Source organism: Thiomonas sp. FB-Cd, from assembly GCF_000733775.1.
Lineage (GTDB): Bacteria > Pseudomonadota > Gammaproteobacteria > Burkholderiales > Burkholderiaceae_C > Thiomonas_A.
Genome location: NZ_JPOE01000005.1, coordinates 525,377 through 538,051, shown reverse-complemented (window position 1 = coordinate 538,051; position 12,675 = coordinate 525,377). Strand labels below are relative to the sequence as shown.

Here is a 12,675-nt window from a genome sequence, read left to right as displayed (position 1 = left end):
GAGCCAGCCGCTGCGCGCTTTAGCCTGAGCGCACCATGCGCTGCAATGAAGCCGAGGCCAGGTGGCCAATCCGCGTGAGAAACTCGGTTCCCATATCGGCCGTGAAGCGGTCCGCCGCCGGCGAGCCCAGGACCAAAAGACCAAAGGCTGGCGCCTCGTCATTGGCGCGCAACGCAATCATCGCCAGCGACTGCACCGGCAATTGTGTTCCGAGCCAACGCGCCGCTTCAAACCCGCCGTTGGGACCGCAGTACGGCTGGACAAGGCTGTTGGCCAGCACGGGGATGTCGGTGCCCACGTCGGCGGCGTAATCGCGCGTGGCGTATTCCGGTTGAAGATTCCACATTCTCAATGCCGCTTGTGGCAACTGAAACTGGTTCTCGATTTCGCGCACCATGGTGTGCGGCAGTGCGCTGATGTCGTGCTCGAGCAGCATCGCTCGTACCCAGCGCAGAAGCCTCCCCGATATGGCTTCATTCTCGGCGGCGTTGCGCATCAGATCTGCCAAGCGGTGTTCAAGGACACGCATTTTGTCCCGCAGCATCTCAATCTGCCGCTCCTGCAGCGAAACGGCACGATTGCCATGGGGACTTTGCAACTGCACCGTGGAGAGAAGCTCCGCGTGACGCTCGAAAAAATCGGGATGTTGGGCCAGATAGGCGGCCAGGTCCTGTTCGGTGAGTTGCATGGCGGGTCTTGGTTGTGTTCTTCGGTCGTTACTCGGGATGCGTTGCGTCAAATTTCGATCGTACCGTCGAATACATGGGCCACGGGGCCAGTCATCAGCACGGGGCCCGCCGCGCCGTCCCACGCAATGGTCAGGCGCCCGCCCCGCGTGTCCACGTCAACCGGGCTTTGCAGCCAGCCATGACGGATGCCGGCAACGGCGGCAGCGCAGGCACCGGTGCCGCAGGCCAGGGTTTCGCCGGCTCCGCGCTCCCACACGCGCAGTCGGATGCCGTGGGGATGCAGAACCTGCATGAAGCCAGCATTCACATGCGCGGCAAACCGGGGGTGAACTTCAATGCGTGGCCCGAGCGTGGTCACAGGCGCATTGTCCACGTCGTCCACCTGTTGCACCGCGTGAGGATTGCCCATGGATAGGGCGCTGATCCACACGGTGACATCACCCAGATCCAGCGGCCAGCGCATCAGATCACCAACGGTCTGCGGGACGAGGCCAGTCACATCAAAAGGGATCTGCGCCGGGTCAAAGCGTGGCGCACCCATGTTGACCGTCACGCGGCCATCGGCCTCAAGGCTTGGTTCAATGATGCCACTGCGCGTGAGCACGCGGATCGAGGTTTTATTGGTGAGCCCGATCTGACGCACAAAGGCAACGAAGCAGCGAGCGCCGTTGCCGCATTGCTCGACTTCGCCACCATCGGCATTGAAGATGCGGTAGCGAAAGTCCACATCCGGTGCCGGAGAGGGCTCCACCACGAGGATCTGGTCGGCTCCCACGCCAAAATGCCGGTCAGCCAGCAGGCGGATTTGCTGTGGACTCAGCTGCAGAGGTTCCCGTGTTGCGTCGAGCATCACGAAGTCGTTGCCGGCGCCGTGCATTTTGGTGAAATGGAGTTTCATGCGGCAGCTGGATTCAATACAGCGAGGGGGCGCCCGGGGGCCGGGTTTTGAAGCGTTTGTGAACCCAATGATATTGCTCGGGCATTTCCATCACGCGCTGTTCGATGAAATGGTTGATGCGCAGCAAGTCCCCATCGATGTCGGCCAGGCGTCCATCGAGCAGCGTCGGGAAGTTGTCCAGGTCCGGGTAGATCGTGATGGCATAGCCGGCGTAGTCAGGCAACATGCGTGCGACCACGGGGTACACGCGCGCCTTGCTCGATGCGGCGAGGCGCGGCACCACGTCAAGTGTGGCGGCAGGCACGCCGAAAAACGGGATGAAGCGCGAATGCCGCGCACCGAAATCCATGTCGGGAAGCGTGTAAAAGGGAGTGTGGCGGCGCAGCGCCCGCAGCATGCCGCCGGCGCCTTCGTGGCGCGACACGATGCGCTCGGTATGAAAGCGGCTTCGCCCGGCCAGCACCCAGCGATCGAGTCCCTTGGCCTTCTGTGGGGTGTACATGCCCGAAAGAGGTCGATTCGCGGCCAAGGTTAGAGCCGTCCAGGCCGCGTCCATGCCCTCGAAATGCAGCCCCATCAGCAGCACCGCCCCGTCTCCGTTGAGGGCTTCATCCACGGGGCCTTGCAGATGCAGGATGCGTTTGAGTTGCTTGGGGCTTGCCCACCACAGCACGACCCGATCGAGAAACGCACGACTGACGCACGTGAAATGCTCACGTGCCACGCGCCTGCGCTCGGCATCGCTCCATTGCGGAAAACACAGTTCCAGGTTGCGCAGCGCAATGGCGCGGCGCTTGCGAGCGAGCGGCCACAGCAAGAAGCCAAGCCCGGTTCCGATCCGGCCAAGGGTGCGATAGGGCAGGAAATGGAGCAGCCACAGCAAGCCTAGGGCGATGCGGGTCATGATGTCGTGGCCTGTTGCGTGGGCTGAACCGACGGCGCGCCCGGTTGCGAAAGCGAGCCTGGCGGTGCCTTATAGCGGTTGTAACCCCAAAGGTACTGCTCGGGGCGCATCCGGATCAACGACTCGAGCCCCTGGTTGATCCGTGTGGCCGCTTGCACCGGATCATCGGGTAGCGTTTGGTCGAAGGGCAGGAAATGCTGGACATAGCCGCGTCCGAAACTGAGTCGCTCGACGAAGACAAGGATGATTTGCGCCCCAGTGAGTTGGGCAAGTCGTGCTGGAAGCGTCATCGTGTAGGCAGGGCGCCCGAAGAACGGCGCCCATACGCCCTCGCCGGCCGCGGGTGCCTGGTCGGGAAGCAGGCCGACGGCCTCGCCGTTGCGCAACGCGCGGAGCAGGGGGCGCATGCCGGCCATTGTGGCCGGCGCCGTGCGCAACTGGCCACGGGGCCTGGATTGGACAAGGCTTGCAATCCAGGCCTTGCGTGGCGGGCGATAAAGGACAGTGATCGGCCCCCATTCCGAGGCTGTCTGGGCGGACACTTCAAAACAGCCAAGATGTGGCGTGAGATACAGAATGCCGCGACCCTCGCTGCGTGCCTTGTCCACCCATTCGCGTCCGACCACGCGCACCCGGCGTACTGCGGCGGTTGGGCCTGAGCGGAACCAGACATAGGGCATCTCGCCCAGCATGCGCCCAGTGCCACTGGCCACCGCCAGCGCCAAGCGCTGTGGCGCGAAGCCAGCTTGCGCAAGGTTGGCACGCAGGCGCTTTCGGTATGTCGGCGAGGTGGCATATACGACAAGCCCCAGCAAGGCACCCATCGCCTGAAGCAGGCCGAGCGGCAAATGGGACAGCGCACGAAACAGGCGCAGCATGGTGTGGGCGAGAAATGAGAAAGGGGTGGTGGACGGAACACGTCGCGCAGCGATTGCACGTCAGGTTCGCAAGACGCTCGAACTCGGTAATGTTACGTAGCAGCGCCCGCAGCGCCATGAGCCTACAATTTAGGACGGTCGCCGAGTTAATGACAACTTGCGGGGCGACTGGCGGCGCAGCAGGATTGGCCGCCGAACCCAAACCGCTAAAGCGTCGCCGTGTGAAGCTTCAAGCGGTGACGGATCCGCAACAGCCCAACAGGAGCTCACACATGGCCGATACTTTTCTCTTCACTTCAGAATCCGTGTCCGAAGGTCATCCGGACAAGGTAGCCGATCAGATCTCGGACGCCATCCTCGATGCCATCCTCGCGCAGGAGCCCCGCTCTCGCGTGGCAGCCGAGACCCTGGCCAATACCGGGCTCATCATGTTGGCTGGCGAAATCACGACGGGTGCAGTGGTCGATTACATCCAGGTCGCCCGCAACACCCTGAGGCGCATCGGCTACGACGACGCTGACTTTGGCATCGACTACAAGAGCTGTGCCGTGCTTGTCGCTTACGACAAGCAGAGCCCCGATATTGCACAGGGTGTGGATTCTGCGCACGATGACAACCTCGACCAGGGGGCGGGTGACCAGGGCCTGATGTTTGGCTACGCCTGCGATGAAACGCCCGATCTGATGCCGGCGCCCATCTATTACGCGCACCGGTTGGTGGAGCGACAGAGTCAGCTGCGCCGTGACGGGCGCCTGCCATGGCTGCGTCCGGATGCCAAGAGCCAGATCACCTTTCGTTACGAGGGCGGCCGCCCGGTGGCGATCGATACGGTCGTGCTATCGACCCAGCATGCGCCCGACATCGCCATGGCCGACCTGCGCGAAGCCGTGATCGAGTCCATCATCAAGCCGGTGCTCCCGCCCCAGTTCATGCGTGGCGACGTGAAATTTCTCATCAACCCGACCGGCCGCTTCGTTGTGGGTGGTCCCCAGGGCGATTGCGGGCTGACCGGGCGCAAGATCATCGTTGACACCTACGGCGGTGCAGCACCTCATGGCGGTGGCGCATTTTCAGGCAAGGATCCCTCGAAGGTTGATCGCTCTGCGGCCTACGCTGCGCGCTATGTGGCGAAGAACATTGTCGCTGCAGGCCTTGCAAAGAAGTGTCTGGTGCAGATTTCCTACGCGATTGGCGTGGCTCAGCCCACCAGCATCATGGTCACCACCCAAGGCACGGGTGTGATTGATGACGCACAGGTCGAACAACTGGTGCGCCGCCATTTCGACCTGCGCCCCAAAGGCATCGTGCAAATGCTCGACCTGTTGCGCCCGATCTACGCCAAGACAGCGGCGTACGGGCACTTTGGTCGTGACGAGCCTGACTTCACGTGGGAAGCGACGGACAAGGCGTCTGCCCTGCGCGCAGACGCAGGCTTGCCCGATGTGCGCCACACGGGGACGGTGGCGGCCTGAGTCGGATGGCGTCGGATCTGCCTGCCTGCCGCGCAGTATGGGTTCCGGTGAGCGGCAGCCAGCCTTGCCCGTCATTCCGGCCGGTATCACAAGCCCCCTTTTTCGCATCACACCATGCTCGGCATTCATGATCTCGCCTGGTTTGTGTTGGCCGGCTTGCTGCTCAACATCACACCTGGGGCGGACATGTTGTTCATTCTCACGCGCACCACGGCGAAGGGTGCGCGCGCCGGCGCCGCGGCCGCGCTCGGGGTGGGGGCAGGTTGTCTTGTGCATGTCACCGCGGCCGCCGCTGGCCTGTCGGCCCTGGTTGCCGCTTCCGATACGGCCTTCGCTGTCGTGAAGTGGATGGGCGCAGCCTACCTTGTGTGGCTTGGATTGACCTTGGTGCGCAGAGGGCTGGTGCGCCGTGCGCAGCCTGATCAAGGGCTGGGCCGCAACGATGCAGCGGGACTGTGCGTTCCTGCCGAGTCTGGGGCGCCTGTGCTACGGGCGGTGATGCTTCAGGGCATGTTGACCAATCTGCTCAACCCCAAGATCATTTTGTTTTTCCTTGCGTTCCTGCCGCAATTCGTGCGGCCAGCCACGGGTAGTCAGGGCTGGGCTTTCCTGCTGCTGGGTGTGGTGTTTACGGTCAACGGTACGCTCTTCAACCTGCTTGTGGCCGTACTCGCCGCGCGAGCCCACGCCCGGCTTGGGAGGATTGCCGCCATGGGGCGTTGGGTGCGTGGTGCCACGGGGCTTGTGTTTGTCGGCCTGGGGCTGCGCTTGGCACTGGCGACACGCGCCTGATCTGTCGTCCGCTCGAGCCACGCCGGCTGACTGGGCGCGGTCGAGGCGAACCCGGAACCCCCTGCAGTCGCCGGGGGCAAGCCGGCCAGGGCGTGTCACCCTACAATTACCGATTCCTGAGGAGCGTTGCAACGCCAATGCCGGGCACTCCCCGGCGGTCGCCAGGCTCAGGACCCTGATCGCAAGCTGCCTTGGGCGGCTTCCTGTCAACGGCGCTCGCCCAACCCGTGCCGGGCGCGGGATGCGGTGAGCATCCGCCCCGGCCGCAGTTTCATGGAGAGTTTGATGAACGCTGTGGTCGACCTGAATCAATCCCCTGATTTCCGCGTGGCTGACTTGGCCTTGGCCGATTGGGGCCGGCGGGAAATTCGCATTGCCGAGACGGAAATGCCAGGCCTCATGGCCATCCGCGACGAATATGCGGCCCGTCAGCCGCTGCGCGGCGCCCGCATCACCGGCAGCCTGCACATGACCATCCAGACTGCGGTCCTGATTGAAACACTGCAGGCGTTGGGGGCGCAGGTGCGCTGGGCCTCGTGCAACATCTTCTCCACGCAGGACCACGCAGCGGCAGCCATTGCAGCAAGCGGTACGCCGGTGTTTGCCATCAAAGGCGAGACGCTGGAAGATTATTGGGAATTCACCCATCGCATCTTCGAATGGACCGACGCAGGTTACTCGAACATGATTCTGGACGATGGTGGTGACGCCACGCTGCTGCTGCACTTGGGCGCTCGCGCGGAAACCGATGCGGCCGTGCTCAACCACCCCACCAGTGAAGAGGAGCGGGTTCTTTTCGCCGCCATCAAGGCGCGCCTCGCTAACAGCCCAACGTGGTATTCGACCCGCCTGGCACACATCAAGGGTGTGACCGAGGAAACGACCACAGGCGTGCATCGCCTTTACCAGATGCACCAACGCGGTGAGCTCAAGTTTCCCGCGATCAACGTCAATGACAGCGTCACCAAGAGCAAGTTCGACAACCTTTACGGTTGCCGCGAGAGCTTGGTTGATGGCATCAAGCGCGCCACCGACGTGATGGTGGCGGGCAAGATCGCGGTGGTCGCCGGCTATGGCGACGTCGGTAAGGGAAGCGCACAGGCACTCCGCGCGCTTTCCGCCCAGGTATGGGTGACCGAAATCGACCCCATCTGCGCCCTGCAGGCGGCCATGGAGGGCTACCGCGTGGTCACGATGGATTACGCCGCCGACAAGGCTGACATCTTCGTTACTGCGACTGGCAATTATCACGTCATTACCCATGACCACATGGCCCGCATGAAGGACCAGGCCATTGTTTGCAATATCGGGCACTTCGACAACGAGATTGACGTCGCGGGCGTCGAGCAGTACCGGTGGGAGGAAATCAAGCCCCAGGTTGACCACATCATTTTTCCGGATGGCAAGCGCATCATCCTGTTGGCAAAGGGACGTCTGGTGAACCTGGGCTGCGGAACCGGACATCCGAGCTACGTGATGTCATCGAGTTTCGCGAACCAGACCATTGCGCAGATCGAGCTGTACACCCAGACCGCCCAATATCCGGTCGGCGTGTACACCCTGCCCAAGCATCTGGACGAGAAGGTGGCACGGCTGCAACTCAAGAAGCTCAACGCCCAGCTCACGCAGCTGACTGACCAGCAAGCCACCTATATCGGCGTGCCGAAGGACGGCCCCTACAAGGCCGACCACTACCGCTATTAAAGGCATTCAGAGCGTTGCGAGACCAGGACCGGCCCAGCCTGCGGAAAACCCGCGGGGTGGCCGTTCTGGGCAATGCCCCGGCAGCCCGGTTGGCTTGGCTGCATTCGCGGCTTGAGCCCTCGGCCGCCATACCCCAGACACACGTGCGTATGGATATACCGAACCTGAGTTTCGAATTTTTTCCGCCGAAGACGCCTGAAGGCGCGGTCAAGCTGCGCACGGCTCGGCAGCAGCTCTATGCGTACCGCCCAAAGTTTTGCTCGGTTACCTTCGGAGCAGGCGGCTCCACCCAGGAGGGTACCTTGATGACCGTGAGGGAAATCGCCGCGGAGGGCATGGCTGCGGCGCCCCATCTGTCGTGCATCGGCGCTAGTTATGACAGTGTGCGCGCGTTGTTGCAGGGCTACCGGGCTGAAGGCATTCGCCGCATCGTTGCTCTGCGTGGGGACTTGCCTTCGGGCTACGGTATCGGAGGCGAGTTCCACCACGCGCGTGATCTCGTGGAGTTCATTCGCGCGGAAACTGGCGACTGGTTCCACATCGAGGTCGCCGCCTACCACGAAACCCACCCGCAGGCGCGCAGCCCGCAGGAAGACTTGCGACATTTCATCGAAAAGATGCGCGCTGGCGCCGATTCGGCCATTACCCAGTATTTTTTCAATAGCGATGCCTATTTCCGCTTCATCGACGAAGTCGGCGCAGCCGGGATGAGCGTGCCCATCGTTCCCGGCATCATGCCCATCACCAATGCCAGCCAGTTGTTGCGCTTCTCAGACGTCTGTGGTGCCGAGGTGCCGCGCTGGATACGCCTGCGTCTGCAAAGCTTTGGTGATGACCGTGCAAGCATCCTGGCCTTCGGTCGCGAAGTCGTCGCTGACCTCTGCGACCAGTTGCTTGCAGGCGGTGCCCCAGGATTGCACATCTATACGCTGAACCACGCCGCGCCGGCGCTCGATCTCTTGCAGGACCTCGGCGGCCGTTGACACCAAGCATCAGCACGCGGTGCTGGACGTTGGGCGTTGCAGCCGTGCGAGCTTGCGGGTTCAGGCGCCGCAGCACGCTGGCGGCAGGTGCACCGTCCCCGGTCGATGCATGTCGGCGGGCCCGCCCGATCGCTGCGCCGGAAGCGCCCGAGTTGGCGCGGACAGGTCCGCAGTCGGTACCATCACAGGCGCCGCGATGCGCGCGCTCGCGAGCACACGCAGGCTGATGGGCCCCCAGGCGGTGGCCACCATGCGGCCGTTTCCGCGCACCACATGGCAGTCGCCCGGGTGCAGAAACACATCGTCCGACTCGCCCTCCTCGGTGAGCCATAGCAGGGGGAGCGGACCCCCTGGGAATGGCGGCGCCATCGCCTCCAGGCGCAGGCCACGTGCCCCGCGCACAAGCACCGAGTCGCCGGGCTGCAAACTGATCGACTCACGACGCAGTTGCAATGGTCTTGTATTCCAATCATGCATGGTTATCTCCTTCGCGCAAATGCGGCAATAGAACGGGATTTCATCCCATGAGCCCCATATTCCATGGCTTATGGCGAAAATGATAGGCAGCCTTTGTCGTTTCAGAAAGCGGTCTTTTGGTATCTTAATCATGCGTTTATTGCATGCTAAGGAGTTGCCATGCCTGTCGTGAAATCGCCGTCGAGAGCTTTTTCCCGCCGCATCGATGCCGGCAATCTGCGCGCGTTTGAGGCTGCCGCGCGCCTTGGCAGTTTCACGGCCGCCGCGCATGAGTTGTTTGTCACCCAGTCCGCTTTGAGCCGACAGATCCAGGCATTGGAGGCAGAGGTTGGCGTGACGCTATTCCTGCGCGAGGGTCCGCGCGTGCGGCTCGCCGAGGCTGGCGAGCGATTTGCAGCTGCACTGCGTCCCGTGCTTGCCACGCTTGACGACGCCGTGGAAGACCTGCGTCAGATCACCCAGCGCCCACGTGTGCGCATCACCACGTTTGCGTCCTTTGCCAGCTTGTGGCTGATGCCGAGGCTGCCGCTGTTTCAGGCGGACCATTCCGACGTGGACATTGCGGTGGAGGCGACGGATCGCCTGGCCGACCTGGATGTGTCGGGTCAGGACGTGGCAATCCGGCTGGTCCATCCCGACAACCCGCTGGCGCGTGTGCCTGGCACCAGGGTCCTGTTTGAGGAGCGTATCGCGCCTGTGTGCAGCCCGCGCCTGCTCGCCGAACTGCAGGCGCGCGGTGGGTTGCGCACACCGGCGGATCTCAAGCGCGCGGCGCTGATCGCCGATGTCGGATCCCACGGCAGTTCGCCGTCGCTGGCTCGCCATATTGACGCGCTGTCCTGGCCCGGTTGGTTTGCCGCGATCGGACACGCGCCGGTCAAACCGCTGAGTTGGCTGGACCTGAACTTCACTCACCAAGCCGTGCAGGCAGCGCTGGCGGGCATGGGCCTGGCCATGGGGCAGATGGCGTTGGTGCAGCATCTCCTGGCCGACGGCAGCCTTGTGTTGCCATTGGGACCGATGCGGGGCAGTGGCTACTTTTACCATCTCGCACAGCGCACGGACGCAGCGCGCCGCCCCGAGGTCATCGCGCTGGTTCAATGGCTGCAGCAGCAGTTGCAGGCCCCAATGCAGACTACGGCCGATTGAAGCCCGGCGCACCCGGCAGCGTCGACGTCGCGCCAGCCGCGACATTTGCGCGGCGATGTCCAGTTTCTTTGACATCCCCAGCGCCCTGGGCCCGGCCGCTGCTTGCGCGGCAAGCGTGGGGATTGCGACGGCGATCACCCCGGCATCGAGCCCGGCTGAGCCGCTTCGGCGGGTTACTGCTGCTGGCGGGATGCCTGCTCCACGCACTTCACGGGCGATGCGGGCGTGGGCCACCCTCGCTTGCAGGTTCAAAAGACAGCATCAACCAAACCGGGCCCACGCCCCCAGTGGATGCCCATGGCATTCGCGCTATCCTTATTCGCGCTGAAGGACTGGACCTGTCACGCGCCCAGGCCCGCGACTGCAACCGCACGCCATGACCGAATCCGCGCTCACCACCCGCAACCATACCGACGCCAACGCTGCGCTGGCCCATGTCGCGGCCATTTATGGCCAGGGCGTGGCCATCCTGCACGACGCGCTGCGCCGTTTTCTCGCGGGCGCGGAGCAAGATGAAGCAGTGCGTGCGTACTATCCGTTCGTGCGCGTGCGCACCCGAAGCGGCGCACACGCGGACTCCCGCCTGAGCTATGGGTTCGTGTCGCGCGCAGGTGTATTCGAAGCCACGCTCACGCGGCCCGAACTGTTCGCCGACTATTACCGCGAACAGTTCGCCCTGCTTTTGCGCAACCATGGCGAGCCGCTGGAGGTGGGTGTCAGCGCGACACCCATCCCGCTGCCGTTCACCTTCTTGGATCACGAACCCCTGGAGGCACAGTTCAGCCTCGAGCAGCGCGCGCGCCTGCGCACCCTGTTTGACTTGCCGGACCTATCGGCAATGGACGATGGCATCGCCAACGGCACGTTTGTGCCGATGCCCGGTCAGCCTCTGCCGCTGGCTCTCTTTACGGCACCGCGAGTCGACTACTCGCTGCACCGCCTGCGTCACTACACCGGGTCTGATCCCCAGCACATGCAGAACTTTGTGCTGTTCACGAACTACGCGTTCTACATTGACGAATTCGTGCGTGTGGCGCGCGAACTCATGGCACGTCCAGCCGATGCGCAGGACGACTACATCGCTTTCGTGGAGCCGGGCAACGTGGTCACCCGCCGGGTCGGCCAATCGGCTGAAGCCAGCGACGCACTGGGCGAACCCCCGGCCCGCATGCCGCAGATGCCCGCCTACCACCTGCTGCGGCGCGACCGCAGTGGCATCAGCCTCGTGAACATTGGCGTGGGCCCGGCCAACGCGAAGACAATCACCGACCACGTTGCGGTCCTTCGCCCCCATGCATGGCTCATGCTTGGTCACTGTGCAGGGTTGCGCAATAGCCAGCAGCTGGGCGACTATGTGCTTGCGCACGGCTATGTCCGCGAGGACCACGTGCTGGACGAGGAACTGCCTCTGTGGGTGCCGATCCCGCCCTTGGCAGAGGTCCAGGTGGCCATCCAGGAGGCAGTGGCCACCATTACCCAGTTGCGCGGTTACGATCTCAAGCGCGTGATGCGCACCGGAACCGTAGCCAGCACGGACAACCGAAATTGGGAACTGCAGCCATTTCACGGAGTCCTGAATACTCCTGAGCGCCGGTTTTCCCAAAGCCGTGCCATTGCTCTGGATATGGAAAGCGCGACCATTGCAGCCAACGGCTTGCGTCTCCGGGTGCCTTACGGCACGCTTCTATGCGTGAGCGACAGGCCCCTGCATGGTGACCTCAAACTCCCCGGTATGGCTGATCGCTTCTACCGTGAACGCGTCGACCAGCATCTTCGCATCGGCATTCGCGCGCTGGAGAACCTGCGCCAGCAACGCATGGATCAACTGCATAGCCGCAAGCTACGTAGTTTCGACGAAGTGGCATTTCAGTAGCGATATGGCGTTGATGCGCGCGCAAAGTCCGTGCGAGATGCCGCGTCATCGGTTTTCGTTCAACCACTCAACCCATTGCGCGAAGTGCTCAGCGTCCCCGGCACACAGCGCTGAGCGTTTGCTCAAGGTGCCGTCAAACACGACTTGCCCATCGAGAGTTGTGCTGTATCCGCCAGCTTCGCTGAGAATGAGGTGGCCGGCACAGTAGTCCCACAGGCCTTGGCTTCCGTGCAGGTAGAGGTGGAAGCGGCCGGCGGCGACCCAGCACCAGTCCAGCGCCACAGATCCGATGGAACGCTGCGAGGCATATGGAGGCATCGTGGCCAAGCGTCCAGCGAGCGGCGCCGGGAGGCGTTTGAAATCCACGCAGGCAATGGTCTTGGCCAAGGCCAGAGCCGATTTGGCCATGGACAGCGGCACGTTGTTCAGCCAGGCACCATGGCCGAGTGCTGCGCTGAATGTCTCGTCGCGTGGCACGTCAATGACGACGCCGAGTTCAATGCGCGCATTGCGAATCAGCGCGAGGGAGGGGCCGAATATCGGTAAGCCGGCAGCAAAATTGCTCGTACCGTCCAACGGGTCGAGAACCCATAGGCCGGTTTGCGTGTGGCGCATCAGGTTTTGTTGCTCCGAGGCGGGCATCTCTTCGCCAAGGAAAGCAATGTGCGGCCAGCGATCAGCGAGTTCGCGTTGCACACGGGCCTGCATGGCAGTGTCTGCGGCGGTGACCCAGGTCCCATCGGCCTTGAGCTCGCGGCGGACGCGCTGAAATCGCGGGAGGATTTCCTCGCGTGCCGCGCGGTGCAAGAGCGTGACGACTTCGGCGAGGCTGGGATCGGGCATGGGAGACATGGGA

At 63.2% G+C, this 12,675-nt stretch carries 12 protein-coding genes and 1 riboswitch; of the genes, 6 read left to right on the top strand and 6 right to left on the bottom strand.

The features are described from left to right. Positions 1-19 precede the first annotated feature (19 nt). The 4 genes from CD04_RS0116150 to CD04_RS0116135 are packed head-to-tail and all read right to left on the bottom strand — an operon-like array spanning position 20 to position 3,369. Complete coding sequence (locus CD04_RS0116150) at positions 20-688, bottom strand: DUF484 family protein (protein WP_031408615.1); 669 nt, start codon at positions 686-688, stop codon at positions 20-22. Positions 689-735: 47 nt separating this feature from the next. Beyond that, entirely contained in the window at positions 736-1,587 is an 852-nt protein-coding gene (dapF, locus tag CD04_RS0116145) for a diaminopimelate epimerase (protein WP_031408613.1), read from the bottom strand. A gap of 13 nt (positions 1,588-1,600) precedes the next feature. Further along, a complete protein-coding gene (locus CD04_RS0116140) occupies positions 1,601-2,491 on the bottom strand; it encodes a lipid A biosynthesis acyltransferase (RefSeq protein ID WP_031408611.1) in 891 nt (296 codons plus the stop codon). Next, positions 2,488-3,369 (bottom strand): lysophospholipid acyltransferase family protein, encoded by an 882-nt coding sequence (locus CD04_RS0116135; protein ID WP_031408609.1) that lies wholly within the window; start codon positions 3,367-3,369, stop codon positions 2,488-2,490. The genes CD04_RS0116140 and CD04_RS0116135 overlap by 4 nt, the downstream gene beginning before the upstream one ends. Before the next feature lie 272 nt (positions 3,370-3,641). On the opposite strand from CD04_RS0116135, the gene metK reads away from it, so the two are divergent. From metK to metF, 4 genes are all read left to right on the top strand, one after another. Continuing rightward, positions 3,642-4,841 carry a methionine adenosyltransferase gene (gene metK, locus CD04_RS0116130; protein WP_031408607.1) on the top strand — a complete coding sequence of 400 codons (1,200 nt, stop codon included), beginning with the start codon at positions 3,642-3,644 and terminating at the stop codon, positions 4,839-4,841. Positions 4,842-4,955: 114 nt separating this feature from the next. Next, complete coding sequence (locus tag CD04_RS0116125; RefSeq protein ID WP_031408605.1) at positions 4,956-5,633, top strand: LysE family translocator; 678 nt, start codon at positions 4,956-4,958, stop codon at positions 5,631-5,633. A 112-nt stretch (positions 5,634-5,745) separates the two neighbouring features. Continuing rightward, a riboswitch (S-adenosyl-L-homocysteine riboswitch) is annotated at positions 5,746-5,858 on the top strand. 60 nt (positions 5,859-5,918) lie between these two features. Then, a complete protein-coding gene (ahcY, locus tag CD04_RS0116120) occupies positions 5,919-7,337 on the top strand; it encodes an adenosylhomocysteinase (RefSeq protein WP_031408603.1) in 1,419 nt (472 codons plus the stop codon). Positions 7,338-7,486: 149 nt separating this feature from the next. Next, entirely contained in the window at positions 7,487-8,320 is an 834-nt protein-coding gene (gene metF / locus CD04_RS0116115; protein ID WP_031408601.1) for a methylenetetrahydrofolate reductase [NAD(P)H], read from the top strand. 60 nt (positions 8,321-8,380) lie between these two features. Here metF and CD04_RS24225 read toward each other — a convergent pair whose 3' ends face one another. Beyond that, complete coding sequence (locus CD04_RS24225) at positions 8,381-8,797, bottom strand: DUF2917 domain-containing protein (protein ID WP_051849352.1); 417 nt, start codon at positions 8,795-8,797, stop codon at positions 8,381-8,383. A gap of 159 nt (positions 8,798-8,956) precedes the next feature. Here CD04_RS24225 and CD04_RS0116105 point away from each other — a divergent pair, with 159 nt between their 5' ends. Both CD04_RS0116105 and CD04_RS0116100 read left to right on the top strand, forming a co-directional pair. Beyond that, positions 8,957-9,946: a LysR substrate-binding domain-containing protein gene (locus CD04_RS0116105; RefSeq protein ID WP_031408597.1), complete on the top strand. Its 990-nt coding sequence runs from the start codon at positions 8,957-8,959 to the stop codon at positions 9,944-9,946. 376 nt (positions 9,947-10,322) lie between these two features. Beyond that, entirely contained in the window at positions 10,323-11,819 is a 1,497-nt protein-coding gene (locus tag CD04_RS0116100) for an AMP nucleosidase (protein WP_031408595.1), read from the top strand. A gap of 45 nt (positions 11,820-11,864) precedes the next feature. Here the strand turns inward: CD04_RS0116100 and CD04_RS0116095 are convergent, their stop codons facing one another. Next, the gene (locus CD04_RS0116095) at positions 11,865-12,662 is read right to left on the bottom strand and encodes an inositol monophosphatase family protein (protein ID WP_038168465.1); all 798 of its coding nucleotides are present in this window, start codon (positions 12,660-12,662) and stop codon (positions 11,865-11,867) included. Positions 12,663-12,675 lie beyond the last annotated feature (13 nt).

Coding starts and splice junctions, on each gene's coding strand:
- ahcY (WP_031408603.1), top strand. CDS start 5,919: ATGAACGCTGTGGTCGACCTGAATCAATCCCCTGATTTCCGCGTGGCT.
- CD04_RS0116140 (WP_031408611.1), bottom strand. CDS start 2,491: ATGACCCGCATCGCCCTAGGCTTGCTGTGGCTGCTCCATTTCCTGCCC.
- metK (WP_031408607.1), top strand. CDS start 3,642: ATGGCCGATACTTTTCTCTTCACTTCAGAATCCGTGTCCGAAGGTCAT.
- metF (WP_031408601.1), top strand. CDS start 7,487: ATGGATATACCGAACCTGAGTTTCGAATTTTTTCCGCCGAAGACGCCT.
- CD04_RS0116150 (WP_031408615.1), bottom strand. CDS start 688: ATGCAACTCACCGAACAGGACCTGGCCGCCTATCTGGCCCAACATCCC.
- CD04_RS0116105 (WP_031408597.1), top strand. CDS start 8,957: ATGCCTGTCGTGAAATCGCCGTCGAGAGCTTTTTCCCGCCGCATCGAT.
- CD04_RS0116100 (WP_031408595.1), top strand. CDS start 10,323: ATGACCGAATCCGCGCTCACCACCCGCAACCATACCGACGCCAACGCT.
- CD04_RS0116095 (WP_038168465.1), bottom strand. CDS start 12,662: ATGCCCGATCCCAGCCTCGCCGAAGTCGTCACGCTCTTGCACCGCGCG.
- CD04_RS0116135 (WP_031408609.1), bottom strand. CDS start 3,369: ATGCTGCGCCTGTTTCGTGCGCTGTCCCATTTGCCGCTCGGCCTGCTT.
- CD04_RS24225 (WP_051849352.1), bottom strand. CDS start 8,797: ATGCATGATTGGAATACAAGACCATTGCAACTGCGTCGTGAGTCGATC.
- CD04_RS0116125 (WP_031408605.1), top strand. CDS start 4,956: ATGCTCGGCATTCATGATCTCGCCTGGTTTGTGTTGGCCGGCTTGCTG.
- dapF (WP_031408613.1), bottom strand. CDS start 1,587: ATGAAACTCCATTTCACCAAAATGCACGGCGCCGGCAACGACTTCGTG.